The sequence below is a fragment of the Desulfolithobacter sp. genome (assembly GCF_054025815.1).
Genome location: NZ_JBPMMS010000039.1, coordinates 1 through 23,037, shown reverse-complemented (window position 1 = coordinate 23,037; position 23,037 = coordinate 1). Strand labels below are relative to the sequence as shown.

At 56.7% G+C, this 23,037-nt stretch carries 19 protein-coding genes and 1 pseudogene; 11 read left to right on the top strand and 9 right to left on the bottom strand.

Annotated features, from left to right (window positions below):
• The coding region (locus tag ACXJJY_RS11380; RefSeq protein ID WP_456387852.1) for a type I restriction endonuclease subunit R at positions 1 to 2,532 on the top strand (2,532 nt) is incomplete at its 5' end.
• Between the two features lie 581 nt (positions 2,533 to 3,113).
• Here ACXJJY_RS11380 and ACXJJY_RS11375 read toward each other — a convergent pair.
• The 5 genes from ACXJJY_RS11375 to ACXJJY_RS11355 are packed head-to-tail and all read right to left on the bottom strand — an operon-like array spanning position 3,114 to position 8,369.
• Positions 3,114 to 3,314, bottom strand: coding sequence for a hypothetical protein (locus ACXJJY_RS11375; RefSeq protein ID WP_456387850.1), 201 nt, complete (start codon positions 3,312 to 3,314; stop codon positions 3,114 to 3,116).
• A gap of 20 nt (positions 3,315 to 3,334) precedes the next feature.
• Positions 3,335 to 3,538, bottom strand: coding sequence for a hypothetical protein (locus ACXJJY_RS11370; RefSeq protein ID WP_456387848.1), 204 nt, complete (start codon positions 3,536 to 3,538; stop codon positions 3,335 to 3,337).
• Positions 3,519 to 4,532 (bottom strand): DUF4340 domain-containing protein, encoded by a 1,014-nt coding sequence (locus ACXJJY_RS11365; RefSeq protein WP_456387846.1) that lies wholly within the window; start codon positions 4,530 to 4,532, stop codon positions 3,519 to 3,521. Before ACXJJY_RS11365 ends, ACXJJY_RS11370 begins: the two co-directional genes overlap by 20 nt.
• A gap of 2 nt (positions 4,533 to 4,534) precedes the next feature.
• Positions 4,535 to 7,441: a Gldg family protein gene (locus ACXJJY_RS11360; RefSeq protein ID WP_456387844.1), complete on the bottom strand. Its 2,907-nt coding sequence runs from the start codon at positions 7,439 to 7,441 to the stop codon at positions 4,535 to 4,537.
• The gene (locus ACXJJY_RS11355; RefSeq protein ID WP_456387842.1) at positions 7,434 to 8,369 is read right to left on the bottom strand and encodes an ABC transporter ATP-binding protein; all 936 of its coding nucleotides are present in this window, start codon (positions 8,367 to 8,369) and stop codon (positions 7,434 to 7,436) included. Before ACXJJY_RS11355 ends, ACXJJY_RS11360 begins: the two co-directional genes overlap by 8 nt.
• Positions 8,370 to 8,712: 343 nt before the next feature.
• On the opposite strand from ACXJJY_RS11355, the gene ACXJJY_RS11350 reads away from it, so the two are divergent.
• Together ACXJJY_RS11350 and ACXJJY_RS11345 are read left to right on the top strand one after the other, a co-directional pair.
• Positions 8,713 to 9,360 carry a hypothetical protein gene (locus ACXJJY_RS11350; RefSeq protein WP_456387840.1) on the top strand — a complete coding sequence of 216 codons (648 nt, stop codon included), beginning with the start codon at positions 8,713 to 8,715 and terminating at the stop codon, positions 9,358 to 9,360.
• Between the two features lie 36 nt (positions 9,361 to 9,396).
• A complete protein-coding gene (locus ACXJJY_RS11345) occupies positions 9,397 to 10,140 on the top strand; it encodes a DUF6920 family protein (RefSeq protein WP_456387838.1) in 744 nt (247 codons plus the stop codon).
• An 85-nt stretch (positions 10,141 to 10,225) separates the two neighbouring features.
• Here the strand turns inward: ACXJJY_RS11345 and elbB are convergent, their stop codons facing one another.
• The 3 genes from elbB to ACXJJY_RS11330 form a co-directional block, all read right to left on the bottom strand.
• A complete protein-coding gene (gene elbB, locus ACXJJY_RS11340) occupies positions 10,226 to 10,888 on the bottom strand; it encodes an isoprenoid biosynthesis glyoxalase ElbB (protein WP_456387836.1) in 663 nt (220 codons plus the stop codon).
• 17 nt (positions 10,889 to 10,905) lie between these two features.
• Positions 10,906 to 11,424, bottom strand: a complete 519-nt coding sequence (gene hpt / locus ACXJJY_RS11335) for a hypoxanthine phosphoribosyltransferase (RefSeq protein WP_456387834.1) — start codon at positions 11,422 to 11,424, stop codon at positions 10,906 to 10,908.
• A 190-nt stretch (positions 11,425 to 11,614) separates the two neighbouring features.
• Entirely contained in the window at positions 11,615 to 13,921 is a 2,307-nt protein-coding gene (locus ACXJJY_RS11330) for a tetratricopeptide repeat protein (RefSeq protein ID WP_456387832.1), read from the bottom strand.
• Positions 13,922 to 14,093: 172 nt separating this feature from the next.
• Between ACXJJY_RS11330 and ACXJJY_RS11325 the strand changes: the two genes are divergently transcribed.
• From ACXJJY_RS11325 to ACXJJY_RS11290, 8 genes are all read left to right on the top strand, one after another.
• Positions 14,094 to 14,849, top strand: a complete 756-nt coding sequence (locus ACXJJY_RS11325; protein WP_456387830.1) for a polysaccharide biosynthesis/export family protein — start codon at positions 14,094 to 14,096, stop codon at positions 14,847 to 14,849.
• 23 nt (positions 14,850 to 14,872) lie between these two features.
• Positions 14,873 to 16,354 carry a transporter gene (locus ACXJJY_RS11320; protein WP_456387828.1) on the top strand — a complete coding sequence of 494 codons (1,482 nt, stop codon included), beginning with the start codon at positions 14,873 to 14,875 and terminating at the stop codon, positions 16,352 to 16,354.
• A gap of 16 nt (positions 16,355 to 16,370) precedes the next feature.
• The gene (gene asnB, locus ACXJJY_RS11315; protein ID WP_456387826.1) at positions 16,371 to 18,368 is read left to right on the top strand and encodes an asparagine synthase (glutamine-hydrolyzing); all 1,998 of its coding nucleotides are present in this window, start codon (positions 16,371 to 16,373) and stop codon (positions 18,366 to 18,368) included.
• Positions 18,369 to 18,487: 119 nt separating this feature from the next.
• Positions 18,488 to 18,736: an acyl carrier protein gene (locus ACXJJY_RS11310; protein ID WP_456387824.1), complete on the top strand. Its 249-nt coding sequence runs from the start codon at positions 18,488 to 18,490 to the stop codon at positions 18,734 to 18,736.
• 43 nt (positions 18,737 to 18,779) lie between these two features.
• Positions 18,780 to 20,315: a class I adenylate-forming enzyme family protein gene (locus tag ACXJJY_RS11305; protein ID WP_456387822.1), complete on the top strand. Its 1,536-nt coding sequence runs from the start codon at positions 18,780 to 18,782 to the stop codon at positions 20,313 to 20,315.
• Positions 20,316 to 20,325: 10 nt separating this feature from the next.
• Positions 20,326 to 21,327 (top strand): adenine nucleotide alpha hydrolase family protein, encoded by a 1,002-nt coding sequence (locus ACXJJY_RS11300; protein WP_456387820.1) that lies wholly within the window; start codon positions 20,326 to 20,328, stop codon positions 21,325 to 21,327.
• A gap of 38 nt (positions 21,328 to 21,365) precedes the next feature.
• Positions 21,366 to 22,043, top strand: coding sequence for an exosortase C-terminal domain/associated protein EpsI (locus ACXJJY_RS11295; RefSeq protein WP_456387818.1), 678 nt, complete (start codon positions 21,366 to 21,368; stop codon positions 22,041 to 22,043).
• Positions 22,040 to 22,909, top strand: a complete 870-nt coding sequence (locus ACXJJY_RS11290; RefSeq protein WP_456387816.1) for an exosortase/archaeosortase family protein — start codon at positions 22,040 to 22,042, stop codon at positions 22,907 to 22,909. Before ACXJJY_RS11295 ends, ACXJJY_RS11290 begins: the two co-directional genes overlap by 4 nt.
• Here ACXJJY_RS11290 and ACXJJY_RS11285 read toward each other — a convergent pair.
• Positions 22,909 to 23,037: pseudogene (locus ACXJJY_RS11285) on the bottom strand (IS481 family transposase); the annotation flags it as partial. The gene ACXJJY_RS11290 and the pseudogene ACXJJY_RS11285 overlap by 1 nt on opposite strands.

Genomic DNA, 23,037 nt, shown 5'->3' with positions numbered 1-23,037 from the left:
TACCGCCACGACCGCGATCCGCGCGAGAAGCTCTTCGAATTCACCAGGCGCACGCTGGTCCATTTTGCGGTGGACACGGAAGAGGTGTACATGACCACGCGCCTGGCCGGGACGTCCACCCATTTTCTGCCTTTCAATAAAGGCGTTGAGGGTGGTGCAGGCAATCCGCCTGATCTGGCAGGACGTGATTACAAGACAGGCTATCTCTGGGAAGAGGTGCTTTGCCGGGACAGTCTGCTTGAACTGCTTGCCCGGTTCCTGCACCTGCAGGTTGAGGAGAAAATCAATGATGAAGGCAGAAAGGTCAAAAAGGAAACCTTGATCTTTCCGCGCTACCACCAGTTACAGGCGGTGCGGCAGTTGGTCCGGGCAGCAAGGGCCGAGGGCGTGGGCCATAATTATCTCATCGAGCATTCGGCGGGCAGCGGCAAGAGCAACACCATCGGCTGGCTGGCACACCGGCTTTCATCCCTGCACAATGAGCAGGACGAACGCGTTTTTGACAGCGTGGTGGTGATTACCGACCGGGTGGTCCTTGACCGCCAGTTGCAGAATACCATCTACCAGTTCGATCACCGCCAGGGTGTGGTACAGAAAATCGACGAGGATTCCCGCCAACTTGCCGAGGCCCTGGAAGCGGGTGTGCCGATTATTATCACCACCCTGCAGAAATTTCCGTTTGTTTCTGGTCAGTTGATGAAGATAGCCGAAGAACGCGGTGAAGACGGCCGGAGTTATCTGCCGACCCGCAGGTACGCCGTCATCATCGATGAGGCGCACAGTTCCCAGTCGGGCGAAACCGCCACGGAGCTGAAAGGCGTGCTGGGCGGTGCCGAACTGTTCAAAAAGGCGAAGGAATTGGCCGAGGAAGAAGGCGAGGTGGAACTGGAGCGCCTCTTTCGCGCCATGGCCAAGCGAGGCCGCCAGCCGAACATGAGTTTCTTCGCCTTTACCGCCACTCCCAAGCATAAAACCCTGGCCATCTTCGGCCGAAACGGCGAACCGTTCCACCGGTACACCATGCGTCAGGCCATCGAAGAAGGCTTCATCGAGGATGTGCTTAAGCATTATGTAACCTACAAAACCTACTTTCGGCTGATCAAGAAGGCCGAGGATGATCCCAACGTCGAGCGCAAGAAGGCCGCCAGGGCGCTGGCCCGCTTCATGCGGTTGCACCCGCACAACATCGGCCAGAAAACCGAAGTGATGGTCGAACATTTCCAGCAGCACACACGCCACAAGATCGGCGGTCGGGCCAAGGCCATGGTGGTGACCGGATCACGCCTGGAGGCTGTGCGTTACAAGCAGGCGTTTGACCACTATATCGCTGAAAAAGGATATCCCATCAAGAGTCTGGTTGCCTTTTCCGGTACGGTGGAAGACGACAAGGTGCCGGAGAAGACATATACCGAAGTGGAAATGAACAAGGGGATCAGGGAAAAGGAACTCCCCGAATCTTTCGCCAAGCCGGAATACCGCGTCCTGCTGGTAGCGGAGAAATACCAGACCGGTTTTGACCAGCCCCTGTTGCATACCATGTATGTTGACAAGCGGCTGGCCGGTATCCAGGCCGTGCAGACCCTGTCGCGTCTCAACCGGACGCACCCCTTGAAGGAGGATACCTTTGTCCTTGATTTTGTGAATGATCCGGATGAAATCCGGGAAGCTTTTTGCCAGTACTACGAAGGCTCGGTTATGGGTGAGGAGGTTGACCCTGACCGGCTTTACGAAGTCAAGACAGAGCTGGATGCTTCCGGGATCTACCTGGAATCGGAAGTGGATGAGTTTGCACGGGTCTTTTTTGCCCCTAAAAAGCGGCAAAGTCCGTCGGATCACCGGAAGATGAACGTGATTCTCGATCAGGCGGTGGCCCGGTTCGCTGATTTGCGGAACAATGAAGAGGAAGAGGCGGAAGTCTGGCGCAGCAAGGCCCAGGCGTTCCGTAATCTCTATAGCTTTTTGAGCCAGGTGATCCCGTATCAGGACAGCGATCTGGAGAAACTGTTCACCTATTTGCGCCATCTTGCTTTAAAACTGCCCAAACGTAATGCCGGGCCAGGCTATCAGTTTGATGAAGAGGTGGAACTCGATTATTACCGCCTGCAGAAGATCAGCGAAGGCTCGATAAACCTGAGCGATGGGTATGCCAGGCCGCTTGACGGACCGAGGGAAGTGGGGACGGCTGAAGTGCGTGAGGAGTATGTCACCCTGTCCCGTCTTATCGACATCATCAACGAACGATTTGGCACTGATCTGAATGAAGCGGATCAACTCTTCTTTGATCAGATCGCCGAAGCAGCAAGTCAGAATGAAGATTTGCGCAAGGCGGCTGAGGTGAACCCCCTCGACAAGTTCCAACTCGTTTTCCAGCAGGTACTGGAATCGTTATTTATCGAACGTATGGAACTCAATGAAGAATTATTCACGGATTACATGAGCAAGCCTGAATTACAGGAGTTGATTTCCAAATGGCTGGGTAGCCAGGTTTATGATCGGCTCGGAGGCTTGAAAGGTAGCGAACGATATCCGTAAAAAATGATGTGTGTTTCCCGGCAGGTTTCCCTGATAAAATTACACGTTTCCCGAAAAAGTTATTTATGGATTTCTCGTGCCATGTCATGTCGAGGCACAATTTTGCGAGTAAACCTGCGCTAAAGATCTGGGTTATGACAACACCACGTTTGATATGGCAGCGGGAATCGAACCCGCGTCCATTCTCTGTTTGGGGAAAATGTGGAGAAAAACATTTCCCGCGTAGGGACGCGGAGAACGGCAATCGGAAGCTCTCAAAGTATTGTAAATAAAGAGCTTTTGATGTGTTGGCGCTGAGGAGACTGGATTTCCGGAAGGCGGCGAGCCCTCCACCATTTGAAAAAAGACAACCCGTCTCTCTGGGGTTATTCTCCGGGACGACGGGTTTTCTATTTCCCCTTATTTTCAAAGGGTTTGCGCCCGTTTCACATCTTTCCAGACCCGTTCTCCACCCGCCCTACACTAATCTAGCATGGGGACGTTGTCGTAACAGTTCCCTTTGGCGCTCTGGTGTTTGTCAACAAAGATGTCGCCTTTTCAGGATCAAGCGGCTTTGCGTTTTCCCCCTTCCCTGGGCGGGTTCAGCCATGCCTCGCCGACCGGTGACCATTCGCGCACCGAGCCGCTCCAGCGTTCTGGATGGGCCGCCCGGGCCTGTTCGTACACCCGGCTGCGGCCGTCCAGGATCGCTGCACGGTCCGGATACTCACCTTCAGCACCCCGCAGGCCTTGATCTTCATGGCCCCGGCCTCCACTGCCTCGGAAATCAACGTGATAGCCATCTGACGGTCTTCCCGGCGGATCAGTCGTCCGCGGGCTCCCCCCAGATGGCTTGCGCTTCATTCAACGAAGCGGTCTCGATGACCGCGGCCAGCTTGTTTTCTCCAGACCAGTTCTCCGGGTTCGACGGGTCGGCAGGCACGGCCATGCCACGGTTCCGGTACTCATTGCGCCAGAGATACAGTATCGCCTCCGACACACCGGTGTCACGGTGTACCTGGGTCACGCTCTCCGCGTTCGGCGGCATCAGGCTGCGCCTCCCCCTGCTCGTCCGCAGGTGGTTCCGGCGTGGTTGTGTCGGCTGTGAACAGCTTTTCCTCCTTGAGCGCATCCAGGATGGGGGTGGCGTCGTAGGAGGCGATCTTGAAGAACTCGTCCCGGTCCGAGACGCTCAGCGCATAGTCGTCCGAATCGGTTATCCTGCCGAAACGGTAGGTCCGTTCCAGATCCGGGGTGGTGACCGTTATTTCCAGGACCGGCGCATCCAGGCCGTATGCAGCCTTCTGCTTCCGGCCCAGGATGGTCGCCAACCGGAGCGCCCCGATTCTGGTGACAGCCTGGTTGACAGCGTCCTGGTTTATCTTCCTGGTGTCATCAGCCGGGGACAGGGTCCAGGCAGACATCTGATCATCATCGTTTTTGCTCCGCGTTAGAGCAATTTCACCCAGTCGCAATGCGGTGATGGTATCCGGATCAAGTTCCAGGATGGTCTTGTCATACCAGCTTTCAGGGCTGACCGGCAGGTCATAGCTGCCCAGAGCGACGGCGTGGACCACCTCGCTGTCACCGGCCCGGACATGGGAACGGCGGGCTCCGGCGCCGGTGCCCACGAACAGTTCGGCCACGGTCTTGTCGTTTGCCGCCAGGGTCAGGTGTCGCTCGAAATCATCGGCATCTACCCTGAACCTGGTCAGGGCCTCCCGGCTGGTCGCCACCGGCATGCCGGTTTTCAGGCCGGCCAGCCGATCCAGCAGGTTGCCTACCTTGGTTCGGTCGGCCGGAAAACCGTCACCGGTCTGCCACACACCTTCTTTTTTTTCCAGCACGACCATGTCTGTCCCGTCGGTCAGGGTGATCTGATCGATTTGGCCCGGATCAAAGTCGAGCAGGGCTGTCCGGGTTATCTGTTCCCGAAGTCCGGCGTCGCTCATCCAGGTCACCGCGATCAGGAACACCTGCAGAATCGCGACAGCGGCCAGGAGAGTGATTGGTCGTTTCATGGTCACACCTCCGCCAGTACACGTTCATAATGGGCCAGCCTGCGCCGCCGCAGGGCCCCGCGCCACAGCCAGACCAGGAGCAGACCCAGCAGGGCCAGGCCATAGTTGAGGTATTCCCAGAACAGGCGGGTGGACTGATCCATGGGGACCAGCATCCGGGCCAGCCGGGTCCGGCTGCGGATGGAGGTCAGTCCTTCGTCGTCCAGGGCCCAGTCAATACTGTTCTGGAGAAATTCCATCTGGCGGGTGTACTGGGTTCCCTGGGCCTGCGAGGCCAGGCTGATCACCGAGTCGCAGCCAAAGGTATTGGAGCTGATCAGCACCAGGCGCGCGGAATCGGAGGAATGTTCCAGGACAGTGGTGACCATGGTCTCGCTGTCAACATCCGTGTCCTGCTCTGTATCGGTCTCGCTGCCTGCCGGTTTCTCTGTCTTGTCCTTGTTTTCTTCCTGCAGCAGGGGCGAGGGTTTGCCCTTGAAAAAGGAATCAAAGGCACCGCGTACTGCAACAGCCAGCAACCTGGCTCCACGTTTGCCTCCCGGTTTGAAACCTGTGTCCGGATAGAGATTGTAATCCGGGATGATGTCCAGGTCGGCCGATGTCCAGCTCTGCGGAGAAGAGTGGGCCAGCTCTGTCACCTGCCGCCGGGCATTGCCTTCCTTATCCACCGTGATCGGTGAGGCCCAGTTCATGGTCAACTGGCCGAGGGAGCCGGTGATGGGACCGTTGTCCAGGCCGTCCCGGCGGATATCCGGAAAATGGGGATAGGGCAGCATCTGCAGTTCGTTGACCACGATGGGACCGAGCCGGCGCTTGACCGGCACGGGCAGAGCCGCGTTATGCGGGTCCAGCACCATGGTCTCAGCGATGCTCAACCCATGATGTTTGAGCCACTCGTCCAGGCCCGAGCTATGTTTTCGTGCCTGGAGGGAGGTGCTCATCTCCACGTCAAAGGGCGAGGTGGCCACGACCACTGATCCACCCTGCATGAGAAACTGGTCAACGGCGAAGAGCTGTTTTTCATCGAGAGCATCCGGTGCCATGAGCAGCAGCAGGTCGGTATCGGCCGGGACCCGGCCCTCCTTGAGATCAGTGTCGATCAGGCGGACATTCTCGCTCAGGGTCTCCCGCAGGAGCTGGTAGCGCTTGCCGGATCGCTGCATCGGCATGTACGGGTTTGTCGGCATGGATTCCGGCGGAGTGACCAGGGCAACGGTCTTCAGGTAGCCCGGTGCCATCCGCCTGGCCGCGGTCTGGATCGCCTTTTTGAGTGCCTCCCGGTTCAGTTCCTCGGGCAGGGGGACCTGAACGCTTTCCCCTTCGCTGGTGAGGACCATGTAGAACCAGAAGGGGTTGGGGTCAAAGAGGCTGGCCACCTGCGGGGCAAACCCGTAGTCCTGGCGGAGTTGCCGGGCCAGCTCGCCGCTGCCGGCGTCAGGGTCGGCAAATTCCACCTTGAGCTTGCCGCCGGAGTCCTTTGCCAGTTCATCCAGCACCTCGTTGAGCTGTCTGCGCAGATCAACGAGGACCTGGGGCAGTTTCTCATCCGGCGAGATGTATCCGTGGAAGGTGACTGGTTTCGTCAGGGCGGCAAAGACATCGCCACCGGCCCGGTAGGCGGTGGTGACCTTGCGGGTGGCCCTGGTTATAGCGTATTCCGGGTTTTTGAGCAGCACCTCGGGCTCGCCGGCGTCCATCACCTTGACCTCGATCAGGTCCTCAAAGGAGAGGGTCTCGAACTGATCCCCGTAGGCGATGAGCAGGTTGAAATAGGAGTTGACCACCCCGGACTGGTACCGGCTTGCCATGCGAAAGGGTACGGGCCGAATACCGTACTTGTCGGCCGCCTCTTCAGCCGCCTCCTGATCCGTATGCGGGTCGATGAACTCCACCCGGACCCGGTCGCCGCCTGCCACCTGATACTCCTTGAGCAGGTCTTTGATCTGCGGCACCAGGGGTTCCAGCAGGGGGTGTGTCCTGGCTGAGAAGTAGCCCCGGATCAGCAGGGGTTCCTGGAGTTGCCGCAGATAGGCCTTGGTGGTGGCAGACAGGGAGTAGATCCTGCCTTCGGTCAGATCGAGCCGTATCTGCCCCAGGGGCTGGAGCCAGAAATTGGCCAGCAGGAAGTTGAGCATGGTCAGGCCGGTCAGTATCTGCCACTGGCGGTGGCGCGGCCGGGTCGGATTGCCAGCCCAGCGGAACCGCTCCAGGGAGAGCAGGTTCAGGCTGAGAAAGATCCCGACTATGGAAATGTAGTAGTAGATATCGCGCAGATCCAGGACGCCGCGGGTGATGGACTCAAAACGCGAACCCGTGCCGATCAGCTTGAGCAGGCCGCCGATGCTGTGGCCGAACAGCGTGGTCAGGGTAGGGGTACCCAGCAGGTAGAAAAAACCGGCGACCGCCACGGTCAGGATCAGGGCGACAATGGGATTGTCGGTGCGGCCGCTCATGTTCAGGCCGATGGCGATGTAGGCGGCGGCCAGGAACAGGCTCGCCACGTAGCCGCCGATGACCGGGCCCCAGTCCAGGGGACCGAGCAGGGAGACCGTGGCCGGCAGGGGCAGGGTGAGCAGCAGCGCCAGGGCCACCAGGGCCAGGCCGGCGCAGAACTTGCCCAGGACCAGGTGCAGCGGGCTGACCGGGCTGGTCAGCAGGGACTCCAGGGTTCCGGCCCGCCGCTCCTCGGACCAGGAACGCATGGTCAGGGCGGCGACCAGGAATATGAGCAGCACCGGCATCCACTTGAACAGCGGCTGCAGGTCAGCGATATTGCGGGCAAAGAATGCCTCGGCCCAGAAAAAGAGAAACAGGTTGACCAGCAGGAACGACCCCAGGAAGAGCCAGGCTGCCGGTGAGGCAAAGAAACTGTTGAATTCCTTGATAAAGACAATTCTGATATTACGCATGGGCCACCTCCTGTTCTGTTCCGGTCACGGAGTTGACCTCGGCGAAGACCGTTTCCAGGGTGCGGCTGACCGGTTGCAGGGTGTAGAGCTGATCACCAGCCTTGTGCACCGCTGCGGCGATCCGGGGGGCGATCTCGGCGGGACCGGTCAGCTCAAAACAGGGATGACCGTCAACCGGGGTGCAGGTGTTGATCTCCTGGATTTCGCTGATCTCCTTCAGGTAGTCGTCGGCCTGCCCGTTGTTGACCACCAGGCGCAGCCGCCGGTCTGTCTGCAGTTCATCCAGCCGGGCATCCAGGACCATGCGGCCGTTGCGCATGATCAGGACCCGGTCGCAGACCGCCTGGACCTCCTGGAGGATATGGGTGGAGAGGATAACGGTGGCAGCCCCGGCCAGTTCCCGGATCAGACCGCGCATCTGGTTGATCTGGGTCGGGTCCAGGCCGTTGGTAGGCTCGTCCAGGATAATGATGTCCGGGTCATGGAGAATGGCCTGGGCCACTCCGACCCGCTGCCGGTAGCCCCGGGACAGGGTCCCGATGGTCAGGGTCGCCTTCTCCTTGAGGGCGGTGCGGCGGATGGCCCGGGCCACGGCCTTCTGCACCTGTTCCGGGGCGATATTGTGCAGGCCGGCCTGGTATTCCAGGTACTCGAGAACTGTCATTTCCGGCCAGAGGGGACAGTTTTCCGGCAGGTAGCCGATACGCTGCTGGATGGCCCTGGTATCCGGGCCGATACGCAGGTCATCTACCTTGATCACACCTGCGGTCGGCTCGAGAAAACCGGTCACCATTTTCATGATCGTGGTCTTGCCGGCGCCGTTATGGCCAAGCAGGCCGACGATTTCGCCTCGCCTGATGGTAAATGAAACATCGTCCACAGCCTTGAAGGGGCCGTAATGACGACTCAAACCAGCAATTTGAATCATCGCGATCCTCCCTTGGAAACTGCGTGGGGCCGCAAGAAATGTGGTCCCGCGTGGTTTTGAAACGCAAACCGGATGAAAAAATAAGTCGGCCTTTTTCAGCTGTCAAGGACACCGGATATCCCCCTGTGTCAGGATTGATGTCGACTTCTCTGAAAGAATCCTCTAATTTACGGGGGCGGGAGGCTGTGAGATTGCAAGGCACTTCCAGGAGTTCAAAGAGATGGATTTGGCCGGCGACTCGGTCGAGATCACAGTTCTGAACCGAGAGATTACATTGCTCATGTCGGAGGATGAACAGGTCCGGCGCATCCATCGGGTTTTCGTGTAAACTGGATAAAGATTGATGGCACAGAAAAAGTCCAAGCTGAAGAAAATTGTCTGGAGTGGGCGGATCAAGGCCGTTCAGCCGCGAATCCGTCTCATGCGGTCGTTTGATGAGCGGCACCACAGCTACCTGGGATATGTGCTTCGCATTGACGGAAAAATCGGGGATGAGATCGGTGAATTCCTGATCGCCGTGGGAAAGGCCGCACACGAAAAGCATCAGTTTCGCGCCGGGATGAAAGTGAGCGGTTTATCGGTTCCGGTCCCTGATCCGAGGCTCGAAACAGCCGGATTCTATAAAACCAGCGGAATAAAAACAGAAAAAAACGTGGAAGAGGTCGTGCCCGGTGGTCCGCCTTTCCCTGGAGTACCTCCTGATCTGACAACATACCGTCAGCGCGGGCACCGGCGACTGGACGCCAGGACCTACGAGGCCAAATGCTCAACCTGTATCTGGGCCTGCCGGATGCCGGTGGAGATGATCGTTGACCACTGGAATCCGTCCAGGAAACAGTTTCGGTTCGAGACCTTCTGCTACGGGCCGAAAAGCTGTTCCTTTTACCGACCCGGGCTCAAACGCAGGGTGCCGGGGCGAAAAGGCATGTCCTACACCGAAGAGGACTGGGTCGACGAGGACGCCACCTCGCACCGGGGTCCGGATGACTGATGGGTATAATGTTTGTGAACACCCTTGAGGGAAACCGTGAAAAAGCAGTGGTCTCTGGATGATCTCTGGAGTTCGGCGCAATCCGGCACGCGCGTCTTCGATCCTGCTCAGGTTTCAGGGCTTCCGGAAGGAGTTCGTCTCTATCTCGGGCACGCCATCGCGGCCGGTACCCCTCTTGCTTCCGCTGTCCGGTTGCTTATGCACGGGGAGATCAAGCTCAAGGGATGGCATTCGTTCACGGCCGAACAGGTTATAGTGTGGCAGCGCGGCATGATCTGGCAAGCCATGGTTCGCATGTTCGGAGTCCCTGTTCGCGGGGGTGACTTTTTTCTCGACGGTCAGGGGGCCATGCGCTGGAAGTTTTTCGGTATTCTGCCCGTTGTCAATGTCGCCGGGCCAAATATTAGCCGGTCGGCTGCGGGTCGGGTGAACATAGAGTCGATCTGGCTGCCGTCTGTACTCTGTGGAGAGGGGGTGTCGTGGACCGCTGCCAGCAAGCGCCTTCATGCCAGGTTCTCGGCTCACGGTGAAAGGGCCGGGATCGATTACACGGTCAGATCGAACGGCGGTCTCGAGACGGTCTGCATGTCGCGGTGGGGTAATCCGGGCGGAGGCGGATTTCATTACGTCCCCTGCGGCGGCGTCGTAGAGGAAGAAGGCACGTTTGCCGGTTACACCATACCGACACGTATGCGGGTGGGATGGCACTTCGGTGCCGATGGTTTTGAGCAGGAAGGCGAGTTTTTCCGTGTCACCATAGATGATGCGATATACCGGTAAGCCGGGCCGTTGTACCCGTTTCGCTGCCTCCCGAATCACCTGTTGAGTGGACACCGGAATTGTGTGGTCCGGGCCTGTTTTGTGCTTACGCCATCAGTTGCAGCATTGCCTGGACGACCTTGTCCGCACCCTCTCCGATCTGATCGACCCTGGAGGGGAGCATGTAGCAGGGGGTGGTGACGACTCTGTTTTTTTGGTCCACGGCAACCTCGCCCTGCCAGGTGGCGGTATGGTGACCGCCCATGGCCACGATGTTGTCTGCCGTTCCCTCATCCTGGCCAATGGTGACAGTGACATCACCAAGCACCCGGACTACGATGACCGGGGCGATGCACAGGGCGCCGATGGGTTTTCTCTGTTCATGCATTCCCTTGATTGCCCGGGCCACATCCTCGTTGACCGTGCAGTCGGGGCCGTCGAAAGCATAGGTGCAGAGGTTCTTGGCAGCACCGAAGCCGCCTGGCAGGATCAGGCCGTCGAGCTGATCGGGATCGAGATTCTTCAGGTCCTGGATATCACCCCTGGCAATGCGGGCTGCCTCGACGAGCACGTTTCGCCGCTCATCCATCTCCTTGCCGGTGATATGGTTGAGTACGTGGTGCTGGTCGGTATCAGGGGCAAAGCACTGGTACTCGGCCCCGTTTTTATGGATGGCCCACAGGGTGAGGGTTGCCTCATGAATTTCGGCTCCGTCCTGATGGCCGCAGCCGGACAGGATGACACCAAATGTTTTTTTGCTCTTGCTCATGACATCCTCCGTACGGGTTATGGGGAGAGGGTGTAGATGGCCGGCAGGTTACGGTAGAGCTGGGCGTAGTCCAAACCATAGCCGATGAGAAAGCCGTGGTCGATGTGGAAGGCGGCGTAATCGACCTGGACCCTGGTCCGGCGGCGCTCCTTCTTGTCGATCAGGGCGCAGACCTTGACAGAGCGGACCGCATGGTCCTGGAAATACCGCTCCAGCCAGGCCATGGTGGTTCCGGTATCGATGATGTCCTCCACCAGGAGTATGTCCTTGCCCACAAGCTCCAGCTCCGGTTCCTTGGTCAACCGGATGGTGCCGGAGGTGGAGGTTTCATTGCCGTAGCTGGCGACCCGGATGAAGTCCACTTCCAGGTCCAGCTCAATATGTTTTGCCAGGTCGGCGAGAAACATGAACGCCCCGTTGAGCACGCCCATGAGGACGAGTTTTTTGCCGGCGTATTCCCTGGTGAGTTCCTGGCCAAGCTCGGCAATCCGTTGCTGGATCTGTTTGCTTGAGAGAAGGAGTTTGCGTGTTTCCATGGTTAGTTGTGTTTCCCTGGGTTGTATTGTTCGTTCCCGACGGTTGGTGCCGTTTCGCAGGTCCCGGGAGGGAGAAAAGCGAGTCTCTCCGGGAGGCTGCCAACCATCTACAACAATTTTTCAGGAAAACCAACGGGAATCCAGCGTCTATTGCTTCTCCAGGCACAGGTGAAACCGTGGTTGCTGCGGCTCAGCCGGTGATTTCGCTCTTCCACTGTTCCAGCAGCTCTGTGGCCTCTTTCCTCTCTTTGAAGGGTTTGTCGCCGGCAAGGGCTTCCTCCAGTTCCTTGACAGCCTCTTTCTTTTTTCCCTCTCCGTACAGGGCCAGGGCCAAGTGGTAACGGAACACCGGCCGCTCGGGCTGTTTTTCCACCGCCTGGTTGAATTCCGAACGGGCAAGACCATAGGCTTTGCGCTTGTAGTGTACCCAGCCCAGGGTATCCATGATATGCGGCTCATCCGGCAGCTGCTCCTTGGCGATCATGGCCAGCCGCAGGGCCTCGCCCAGATCGGGCTCAGGCTGCTCGGCAATGAGCCAGGCCAGGTTGTTGGCCGCCGGGGCGAAATCGGGCCGGACCTGGAGCGCCTTTCTGTACTGGGCCATGGCGCCGTCGATATCGCCTTTCTGTTCCAGCAGGGTGCCAAGGCCCATGATGGCCTGGACATTGTCCGGTGTTTGTTCAAGCAGGGTCCGGTATTCACCGATGGCCTGGTCCAGTTTGTGCTGTCTGTTGTAGATCGATGCGCTCATGATATAGGTGCGGGGATTCTGCGGGTCGAGCTCCTGGGCTTCCTGGAGCACCTGCAGGGCTTCGTCCAGCTGGTTTTCACCCATGAGCATGTTTGCCAGGAGAATGCGCAGGCCGGTGGCTCGGGGTGCTTTTTTGATCTGCTCCCGAACCTCCTGCAGCAGGCTCTCCCTGTCCTTGCCCTGGCTGCCTTCGATTCGGAGGATGTTGACCATAGCCAGGGTGTTGGCCGGCTGGATATCCAGCAGCTGCCGGAAGGTCTTCAAGGCCTGGTCCGGTTTTTTCTGGCCCAGATAGGCCAGGCCAAGGTTGCCGAGGATCTCCACGTTGTCGGGCACTTTTTTACGCATCTCTTCCAGCATGGTTGCGGCCCGATCGTAATCCTTGCTGTAGAGAACGCTTTTGGCGAGCAGAAGAGCGGCCTGGAAGTTTCTCGGGTCGAGCTTGAGGGCAATGGCCGCCTCCTGCCTGGCCTGGTCAAACTCCCTGGCGCCTAAGTGGATATAGGCCAGCAGGGCGCGGTAGCGGGAAATTCTCGGATTATGTTTCAGGGCATCGAGAACACTGTTCTGGGCCAGCTCTGTCTCGCCCAGGTTCATGTGGGCCAGGGCCTTGGTGAAGTAGGCGTCGGCCCAGCGGGGATAGTTTTTGACCAGGTTGGTGGTCAGGGTGAGGGCTTCCTGACTTTTTCCCTCCTTGATCAGGAACTTGGCCTTGACCAGGTTGGCGCCGCCATGCTTGCTGTTTTCGGCCAGGATCTCGTCCATGAGTTTTCTGGCCTGGTCAAATTTTTTCTGTTCAAAGTAGTAGTCTGCCAGTTTCGCTTTGACATCCAGGGGGTTCTCCGTTTTTTCAATGGCGGTTTTGTAGGTCTGGACCGTCTTGTCGAACTGGCCGGTGTTACGGTAGAAGTCAGCCAGGATGAGCAGCAGGCGGGTGTCGTCGGGAAAGGTCTCGATGGCTTTTAGCAGGGTTTGCTCGGCCTTGCCGTTTTGATTGTTCTGCCGGTAGAGGGCGGCCAGGAGGATATGGGGTCGGACATTGTCGGGGAATCGGCTCATCATCTCGCGGATGATGGTTTCTGCCCGGGCCGGGTCCTTTTGTGACTGGTAAAAGCTCAGCAGGACCTGGTAGTTGGCTATTTTATCCGGATTGAGCTCAATGGCGCGTTTAAACGCGGCTTCGGCTTCGGGTGATTTATTCTGGGCAGCGTAGAGCCGGCCCTGAATGGAATAGAGACGGTCCATTTTCGGGGAGAGCTTGAGCGCCCTGCCCAGCAGCTCCCCGGCCTGGTCAAAGTTTCCTTCTATGAGCTCCAGGTTGGCCATCAGGGCCAGGGCGTCCACATAGTCCGGGTGGTCCTTGAGAACGGCCTCCACCATCTCGCGGGCATTTTTCTTGTCCCGGCTGATCAGGTGGAATTCCGCAGTTTTCAGACGGGCATCCAGATTTTCCGGGTCCAGGCTGGCGGCCCTCTGCAGCTCCCTGAAGGCACCTTTTATATCTCCTGACTTGAGGTAGAGCAGCCCGAGCTGGTACCTGGCGTCGGCGAATTTCGGGTCGATCTGGATGGCGTTTTTCAGCTCAATGACCGCCGCCTTGTCCTTGCTTGCCTGCACATACTCCATGGCCTTTTGATAATGCTCGGCCTTTTTTTTATCGGGATTTGATGAGCAGCCGGGCAGGAGCAGGAGAAGGAAAAAGAGGAGCGTGAGGGGTGCGGTGCTGGTCGCTGGAATCTTTTGCATGGCAATACCTTTGGGGAATTTCGATATATGTGATATGCTTTTGATTACAGTTAATATACACGAGAAGTTGCAGGGATCCATAGAAAAAATTCGTTTTTCTTTTTTGATTATAGTACCTTTATATAACTCCTGTGAGCTGTAATTCAGAAATGTATGTCTAAGAGGGTTGATCATGCGTGGAGCCTGTCGTAATTCGGGATATCTTTTTGTTTTAATAGTGTTATTTGCTCTCAGTCAGGCGGGATTGGCCATTGCGGCCCAGTCCACTGCTGATGTGGTGGCGGACAGTGCCATGAAGGAAAAGCTGCGCCAGGAGATTGTCGGCACGGATTTGCAGCAGTATCCGGGTGAAGAAGAGGAATATGTCATCGGCTATGGCGATATTTTAAGCGTCAGTGTGTATGGCGAGGGCGACATGGCGGCCTCGCTGGCCCATGCCGCCGGACGTGGTGAAGGAGAGGGCACAGGGGGCGATGCGCTCCGTCGTCCTGGTACCGGAGTGGAGGTGCGGATAGACGGGCGGGTCTCGCTGCAGCATATAGGTGATGTCAATGTGGTCGGGATGACCCTGACCCAACTGGCCGATTACCTGAAAAAGCTTTATTCAACTGTTTTTACCGATCCCATCGTCACCGTGACACTGGTCCAGAGTAACAGCCGGCGCTACACGGTGATGGGGCAGGTTGCCAACCCGGGTATCTTTTTCCTTGATTATCCCATCACGTTGGTCCAGGCCGTGGCACGCAGTGGCGGTTTCACCGAGTGGGCTAACCACGAGATCACCGTGGTGCGCCAGGGCGATGGCCTGCACAAAGGCGAGAATCAGCAGAAGAAAAAACTGGAGTTTGATTATGATGATTTCCTCAAGGGCAAGGACCTGGATAAAAACATCTACATCCACTCCGGCGATATTGTGATTGTCCATTAACGTGTCTTTCATGGGAGATTCGTATGAAGCATAGCAAGCAAGGTTTTGGTCGGTGCGCTATCCTGACCGCCTGCGCGGCAAGTGTGTTTTTTGCTGCTCCGGTGGTCCATGCCCGGAGTAATATCTTCATCGGCGACCTCTCGGTGTCTTATAATTTCACAGAGCGGGACTATGAAGATGGGGTCAACGTGGCCGAAGATACCGGGGACCGGCGTGAGTACATGGTTTCGCCCCGCCTGACCTGGTCGTCCCGGGGCGAGACAGACCTCTTTGAGTTCAGCTATGCGCCCGGACTCATGTACGATGATCTGGGCTACACTACCCGGCTGGACCACTCCTTTATCCTGCGGGCGGAGAAACAGATGAGTCGGCGCTGGTCGGTTTCCCTGGATGACACCTTTTTCCTTGGCGATGATCCGGTGCGGGAAGAGGCCCTGGCCACCACGGAGATAACCGCTCCGGATGCGACTACTGTGGAACCGTTGCCGGAAGATGGCGCCCCGGTTGCGACAGAAGACACCTTTCAGCCCGTTGATGAGCGGGTGGGTAACAGGGAGTACTGGCGCAACACTGCCTCCCTGCGGACCGGGTACAGCTACGGTCAGGGTCGTCAGTTCACCAGCGGGTACACCCTTTCCATGCTGCGTAACCGATCGGACAGCCCGGGAGGGTATACCGAGTATGACCGGCACGAGGTGATGGCCCGGGTCGGACACCGGTTCGATGCCCGTTGGAGTACCGATGTCTCCGGTCAGTACACGGTAGGTCTTTTCAAGGAACCAACCGACGCAACAGCCTCCGCCACTGCCGAATTATCCAATGACCTCAAGGAATATTCCGCCTCTGCCCGGGTCGGGTACCAGTGGTCCACCCATGCGACCGTCTTCCTGCAGGACCGTAGCGTGCGGACCGATTATGACAGCGACCTGCGCAGTGACAGCTGGGCCCATAATGCCTCGCTTGGCGTTGACTATGCTTTTGATCGGCATCTCTCCCTGAGTATGAGTGCCGGGGTGTCGCTGTCCCGGCTGGACGGCCAGTCTTGGGATACAGACTACAATGTTTCGGCCACCTTAAGGCGCGAACTGCTGCATGCCAGCTGGAGCGTGTATCTGAACAGTGGCTACGATGTCCAGAACTTCGATGGTCAGGGCAGCGGTCTGACCCGCACCTGGGAGGTCGGGGGTGAGTACAGCCATCAGTTCAGCGAAAACCTTTCGATGAGTCTTTCCGCTGCCTACAGTGATGCCAGGCGCATGCAGCGCACCTACGAGGACCTGGTGGCAGCCTACGCTGCCAGTGCGGTCATAGCCGAGGATGCCGACTATCACGAGAAAAACTATTCCGCCGGGGTATCGCTCGATTATTCCTTCATGCGCTGGTACTCTTTTTCGCTCGGGTATCGGTATGCAAAATATGAAAACGACCTGACTGATACTCCTGATTACGACGAGCATCGGGTCTTTGTCCAGTTGACAGCCAGAAAAGATTTTTTCCGCTGGTAGGGGCTGGTAGCAATACGTGTGCGGTATAGCCGGATATTTCAGGAGTCTCAATTCCACAGCATCGTTTGATCTGCGCTCGCTGGAACGGATGATCTGGTCGCTCAGGCACCGGGGACCGGACGGCTTTGGCTTTTTCCAGGAAGATCGGGTGGGGCTTGCCCATGCCCGGCTCTCCATTATCGATCTCGAGGGTGGCTGGCAGCCGATACATAACGAGGATAAAACACTGTGGGTTGTCTTTAACGGGGAGATATTCAACTACCCGGAACTTCGGCAGGAACTTATTGCCAGAGGGCACCGGTTCGCCACCGATTCCGACACAGAAGTCCTTGTCCATCTCTACGAAGAAAAGGGTCCGTCCTGTCTGGAAGATTTGAACGGCCAGTTTGCCATTGCTCTGTATGACAAGAAGGAGCAGGCTCTCTTGCTGGCCCGGGATCGAATGGGCATCCGGCCGCTGTTCTACACCCGGCATGACAGCCATATCCTGTTTGGCTCTGAGATCAAGGCTCTGTTTTCTGCCTCTCCTGCCATCCCGCGGCAATTGGATCCCCAGGTACTCAGAGAAATTTTCACCTTCTGGAGTCCGGCGGGCAGGGAAACTGTGTTCCGGGGTGTCTACCAGGTCGAACCGGGCTGCTGGGTCAGGGTTGATCGCAACGGTGCGACCCGCGAAGAGAGGTACTGGGATATTCCTTTGACGCCTGAGTCTTCTTATCCTGCCGGTGAAGAAGGACAAAAACTGGCCGGAAAGCTCCGCGAGCTGCTGATCGACTCGGTTCGTCTGCGTCTCCGGGCCGATGTACCGGTGGGGGCGTACCTGAGCGGCGGGCTGGACTCCTCGGCCATCACCTCGCTGATCAAACATTATACCGACAATGACCTGCATACTTTCTCGGTTACCTTTGCCGACAAGGTCTACGATGAGCAGGCCGAGCAGCAGCAGATGGCAGAATTTCTCGGTACCCGCCATCAGGCCATCCGCTGCGATTACCAGACTATTGCCAGGACCTTTCCCGATGTCATCTGGCATACGGAAACCCCGATCCTCCGGACCGCCCCGGCGCCACTGTATTTACTCTCCTCCCTGGTGTGGGAAAACCGGTACAAGGTGGTTCTGACCGGCGAGGGGGCCGACGAGATCCTTGGCGGGTATGATATCTTCAAGGAGGCAAAGATCCGCGCCTTTATCGGCTCGCAGCCGGATTCAACCTGTCGGCCGTTCTTACTGCGCCGCCTCTATCCCTATCTGGCGCTTTCTCCCGCCAGGTCAGCGGAGTATGCGCGGAAATTTTTTGATACCGACGCACCTGTCGAGGATCCGTTCTATGCCCATCGGCCGCGCTGGAAGACCACCTCGGGCACCCACCGGTTCTTCAGCCCGGAACTGCTGGCGGCAGCGGATGTCGATCCGGTGGAAAAACTTGAGGAACGGTGGGGCCACAGGCTGGCAGGGCTCGATTATTTTACCCGGGCCCAGTACCTGGAGAGCAAGATTCTTTTGGGAAATTATCTCCTCAGCTCGCAGGGTGATCGCATGCTCATGGCCCACAGCGTGGAAGGACGTTTCCCCTTTCTCGATCACCGGGTTGTGGAACTGGCAGCCACCATGTCGCCGCAGGTAAAGATGAAGGTGTTGAACGAGAAGAATATCCTGAAAAAGACCATGGCTGATATCCTGCCGCCAACTATTGTCCAGCGCAAGAAGCAGCCGTACATGGCTCCGGATATTCTCAGTTTTTTCGGAGATGAGTCTCCGGCCTATCTGGACGAATATCTTGAAACGTCCAGGTTACGGGACAGCGGCTTGTTTCGACCGGAGGCGGTGAAAAAGCTGGTGACCAAGTGCCGCCGTAAGGCCCGGCAGGGGTTCCGGGAAAACATGGCTTTTGTCGGCATCCTGTCCACTATGATCCTGCACCACAGGTTTGTGGAAAATTTTTCAGCAGATATCCCGGAAACACTCCCCGGTACCAGGGTACTGGCTGGCGATGCCGGTTTATTCAAAAACTAACCTGTCGATCTCGTGACATCCGCCCCGTGGTGTCATGCACAAAATATCTTCCTCATTTCTTGTTTTTTTATGACAGAAATTGAGGAGCAGAACACTAACCTTGTCGAAGTGAGGTGGTAATGGCAGACACTGTTCAGAAAATACGTCAGTTTATCTTCGATAACTTCCTCTTTGACGCCAGCGAGGACGATCTGGACAATGATGACTCATTTCTGGAGCAGGGGGTGATCGATTCCACCGGTGTACTGGAGTTGGTGGAGTGGCTGGAGGAGACCTTTGAGATAACGATCGAGGATGAGGAGCTGGTGCCGGAAAACCTGGACAGCGTCAACCTGCTGGCCCGGTTCATTGCCCAAAAAACGTCCTGATAACCTTTGCTCCCTTTACAACCAGAAAAGATTACAGACCATTATGCTCCTGCAGAACTATCTCATCCGGGCTGCGCGAAAGTATCCGGATAAGGAGGTCCTTATCCACGGCGATCACCGGGTAACGTATGAAAGACTCCGGGCAGCGGCCATGTCGGTTGCCGGGTGGCTGCTGGCAAAGGACCTGGAGCCCGGGTTTCGCGGGGGCCTGCTCACCGACGATCCCTTTGAGTACCTGGCCGGATATTTCGGTATCCTGCTGGCCGGCGGGGTGGTGGTCGGGCTCAATACCCAGACCTCTGCCAAGGCACTTCGATACACCCTGGAGGACAGTGGCGCCGATGCGCTGCTGGTTAATAGAAAATTCAGCCGCTATCTCAAGGCTGGACTGCCGGCAACACTTCCTGTCCGAGCCCTGGCCTTGGGCGGTGCGGCGGATACTTCCAGAGAAGGAACCCTGCCGCCGTATGACAGTCTTGCCGAGATTCTTGACCGGAAGGGGGGCCTTTCAGAACAGGACCTTCCCTTTCGCCAATTCTGTGATCTGGCTCAGATCATCTACACGTCCGGTACCACGGGCTCGCCCAAGGGGGTCATGCTGCGGCATGCGAATCTGGCGGCCAATACCAGCTCGATTGTTGAGTATCTGCAGTTGACTGATACAGACCGGGTCATGGCGGTGCTGCCGTTTTTCTACTCCTACGGCAATTCGGTCATGCTCACCCATATCGCGGCCGGGGGCAGCCTGGTTGTCAACCAGAGTTTTTTGTACCCAAATGTCATCCTGCAGCAGATGGTTGAGCACCGGGTTACCGGTTTTTCCGGGGTGCCGTCGACCTATGCTCTGCTCCTCAACCGTTCGGCAGTTTCCAAGTATTCCTTTCCGGACCTGCGCTACATCACCCAGGCAGGGGCGGCCATGTCGCCTGCCATGGCAAAAAAATTGAAGTCGATTTTTTCTGGTGTCAAAATATACATCATGTACGGCCAGACCGAGGCCTCGGCCCGGTTGTCGTACCTGGACCCGCAGGAACTTGAAACCAGGCCCGGTTCCATCGGCAAGGCCATTCCCGGGGTGACCCTGTCGCTTCTGGATCCGCAGGGATGCGCCGTGGCAGCCGGGCAGACTGGTGAGATTGTGGCCCGGGGCGCAAATATTATGGCCGGCTACTGGCAGCGCCCCGAGGAAACAGCAGCAGTGCTGCGGAAAGAAGGGCTGTGGACCGGTGATCTTGCCCGGCAGGATGAAGACGGTTTTTTTTATATTGTCAGCCGAAAAAGTGATATAATCAAATCTGGATCACACCGCATCGGTCCTAAAGAAATAGAAGATACCCTTGCTGTACATCCTGCAGTACATGAAGTGGCGGTGGTCGGGGTACCCGATGAAATACTGGATGAACGGATTCGGGCCTGTGTGGTACTCAAGGAAGATGCCCGGTGCAGTGAGAAAGAGCTGATCCGGTTGTGTCGGCGGGAACTGCCACCCTACAAGGTGCCCCAGGAGGTCCTGTTCTTGAAGGAACTTCCGAAAACCGCCACCGGCAAGATTAAAAAAGCTCCATTAAAAAACACCTGAGCTATAATCCATGCGCCAGCAACGCTGTACAAACTGTATACTGCCAGCCTCATTCCCCGGCATTTCCTTTGATGACAAGGGGGTGTGCAACCATTGCCGCCGTTATCGCGGCCGTGCGGTCACCGAGGCCCAGATGGCCAAGTATGAACAGAAGTTTGTTCAGCTGCTGGAGCAGGAAAAAAGAGCGTCAACGTATGATATTATCGTGGCCTACAGCGGTGGCAAGGATTCCACCTATACCCTGGATGTGCTGGTCAACCGCTACGGCTTGCGGGTGCTGGCCCTCACCTTTGACAACAGTTTCATCTCGCCCCGGGCGGAAGAGAATATTCGCAATGTCTGCAGCGCTCTGGGGGCAGACCTGCTTATCATCCGGCCTGTTCCGGCAGTGCTCAGGAAGATATTTCGGGCTGCGGCCGCGAGGGAACTCTACTCAGCAAAGACCCTGGAGCGGGCCTCGACCATCTGTACCTCCTGCATCGGGCTGATCAAGAGTGTGGTACTGCGCACGGCCCTGGAAAAGGAGATACCCTTTGTCGGCTTTGGCTGGTCTCCGGGCCAGGCACCGGTGGCGTCCTCGGTGATGAAAACCAATGCCCGCCTCATGCAGTCAACCCAGCAGGCCATCTACAAGCCGCTGCATGAGATTGCCGGTGATGCCATCAACCCCTATTTTGTTACAGAAGAGCAATTTGCCCATCCGGAAAAATTTCCCTGGAATATCCATCCCCTTGCTTTTCTTGAATATGATGAGGAAAAGATCCTGGAGCGCATCAAATCCTATGGCTGGGAAAAGCCCGATGACACCGACCCTAACTCGTCCAACTGCCTGCTCAATGCCTATGCCAACCATATCCACCGTGAGCGGTACAATTTTCATCCATACGTCTGGGAGATTGCCAACATGGTCCGGGAAGGCGTTCTGACCCGCGAAGAAGGGCTGGAGAAGATAGAACCGCCCGAGGACCTGCGAATGGTGGCATACAGCAAAGATATTCTGACCAGCGCCTGAATGGGTCTAGGGCTGATAGAAAACCATATTAGTACATCATGACACAAAGACGGATATCCATGGGCCAGATAGTACGATCTCTCATTATTCTGCTTCTGTTTGCAGCAACCTCAGTCCTTTTGCATGCAACATCATCGGTTACAGCTGTTCCAATAAAAAAAACACTGGCTGAGTTTCCTGCCCGTATTGGACCGTGGCGGCTCATTGATTCCTATCTCTCCTCATCCGATATTCTGAAGATGCTCGGAGTTAAAGATTACATTCAGTATAATTATGCCAATCCGCAGGGTGACCAGGTAAATCTGTATATAGGCTATTACGACGCCGTCGGAGTAACCGGCTCCTATCATTCCCCGAAAAACTGTCTTCCCGGCGGGGGTTGGGGCATCGCCGAGGTGAAAAAAGTTCCTTTGCAGGGAGATACGAACAGGGGGAAACCGGCAACTGTTGCGGAAATGCTCATCCAGAATGGTTCAGAATACCAGGTTGTTCTTTACTGGTATCAAAACAGGGGCCGGATAATACATTCAGAATACTGGGAAAAAGTCTACCTGGTCCTGGATGCGCTGTTTAAGGGCAGGCGGGATGGGTCCTTTGTCCGGATCATGATGCATGTGAAGGATGGCGATATACAAGGTACTGAAGAAAAGGCAAAGCAATTTGCTGAGCAGGTGCAGGTTCTCCTCCAGGACTATCTTCCCGGAGCAAGGATATGAAGACCATGGCCGCGGAGTGGGACAGGAGTACGGCGCTCTCCCTGGGTGTCGTTCTGGCTGGATTGCTGCTCCTCTATTTCCCGTACCTCAAAACATTGCTGGTGGACTGGGAGACCAATGACAATTACTCGCACGGTTATTTTATCCCCCTGCTGTCCCTCTACATGGTGTATGTGATCCGGGACAGGTTGAGAGAGCTGCCGGTTCAGCCAAATTACTGGGGGTTTGTCCTGATTCTCATGGGACTCGGGCAGCTCGTTATCGCCAAGATCGGTGCTGAATTTTTTCTGCAGAGAACATCGTTTATTGTTGTGATGCTCGGGGTTGTTCTGTTTTTCCTGGGAACAAAATATTTCAAGGCTCTCCTGGTCCCTGTGCTCTACCTTGTGTTCATGATCCCGCTGCCCGCTGTTATCTGGAACAAGATAGCCTTCCCTTTGCAGCTTTTTTCATCTTTGTTGACAGAAAAGGTCGTCTCGCTTCTTGGCATATCTGTTTTTCGCGAAGGGAATATTCTCCACCTGGCAGAGACCTCGCTGGAGGTTGTGGATGCCTGTTCTGGCCTGCGTTCGCTGGTAACCATGTTTGCCTTAAGCGCGGCATTCGCCTGGCTGCAGCCGTTGCCGGTGTGGAAAAAATGGCTCCTGTTTTTCATGGCCGCTCCCATTGCCATCTTTGCAAACATTGTTCGCCTGACAGGTACAGCCATCCTTGCCTCACGCTACAGTGGTGATGTGGCCCAGGGCTTTCTCCATGAGTTTTCCGGAATGGTTACCTTTTTTGTCGGCCTTGGTCTCCTGATCGGCCTGAGCGTTTTCCTCGGCAGATCTTCCCGGGACCCCTCTGTAACGATCGGAACCAGATAAATGTCGGGTCCCGAGAGATTATAAACAGATTTTTTAAAAAGTACCGGGTCTGTTTTCCGCCATTGTTTCAGGGCCTGTATTGGCGTTATGTGGCCGAGGTTTTTCTGTGGAATGTGATGATTGTATAT

Excerpts from the sequence above, each read along its gene's own strand:
- hpt (WP_456387834.1), bottom strand. The coding sequence starts at position 11,424 with ATGGAAACACGCAAACTCCTTCTCTCAAGCAAACAGATCCAGCAACGG.
- elbB (WP_456387836.1), bottom strand. The coding sequence starts at position 10,888 with ATGAGCAAGAGCAAAAAAACATTTGGTGTCATCCTGTCCGGCTGCGGC.
- ACXJJY_RS11295 (WP_456387818.1), top strand. The coding sequence starts at position 21,366 with ATGACACAAAGACGGATATCCATGGGCCAGATAGTACGATCTCTCATT.
- ACXJJY_RS11365 (WP_456387846.1), bottom strand. The coding sequence starts at position 4,532 with ATGAAACGACCAATCACTCTCCTGGCCGCTGTCGCGATTCTGCAGGTG.
- ACXJJY_RS11310 (WP_456387824.1), top strand. The coding sequence starts at position 18,488 with ATGGCAGACACTGTTCAGAAAATACGTCAGTTTATCTTCGATAACTTC.
- ACXJJY_RS11330 (WP_456387832.1), bottom strand. The coding sequence starts at position 13,921 with ATGCAAAAGATTCCAGCGACCAGCACCGCACCCCTCACGCTCCTCTTT.
- ACXJJY_RS11320 (WP_456387828.1), top strand. The coding sequence starts at position 14,873 with ATGAAGCATAGCAAGCAAGGTTTTGGTCGGTGCGCTATCCTGACCGCC.
- ACXJJY_RS11325 (WP_456387830.1), top strand. The coding sequence starts at position 14,094 with ATGCGTGGAGCCTGTCGTAATTCGGGATATCTTTTTGTTTTAATAGTG.
- ACXJJY_RS11305 (WP_456387822.1), top strand. The coding sequence starts at position 18,780 with ATGCTCCTGCAGAACTATCTCATCCGGGCTGCGCGAAAGTATCCGGAT.
- ACXJJY_RS11360 (WP_456387844.1), bottom strand. The coding sequence starts at position 7,441 with ATGCGTAATATCAGAATTGTCTTTATCAAGGAATTCAACAGTTTCTTT.
- ACXJJY_RS11300 (WP_456387820.1), top strand. The coding sequence starts at position 20,326 with ATGCGCCAGCAACGCTGTACAAACTGTATACTGCCAGCCTCATTCCCC.
- ACXJJY_RS11290 (WP_456387816.1), top strand. The coding sequence starts at position 22,040 with ATGAAGACCATGGCCGCGGAGTGGGACAGGAGTACGGCGCTCTCCCTG.
- ACXJJY_RS11350 (WP_456387840.1), top strand. The coding sequence starts at position 8,713 with ATGGCACAGAAAAAGTCCAAGCTGAAGAAAATTGTCTGGAGTGGGCGG.
- ACXJJY_RS11375 (WP_456387850.1), bottom strand. The coding sequence starts at position 3,314 with ATGGCTATCACGTTGATTTCCGAGGCAGTGGAGGCCGGGGCCATGAAG.
- ACXJJY_RS11355 (WP_456387842.1), bottom strand. The coding sequence starts at position 8,369 with ATGATTCAAATTGCTGGTTTGAGTCGTCATTACGGCCCCTTCAAGGCT.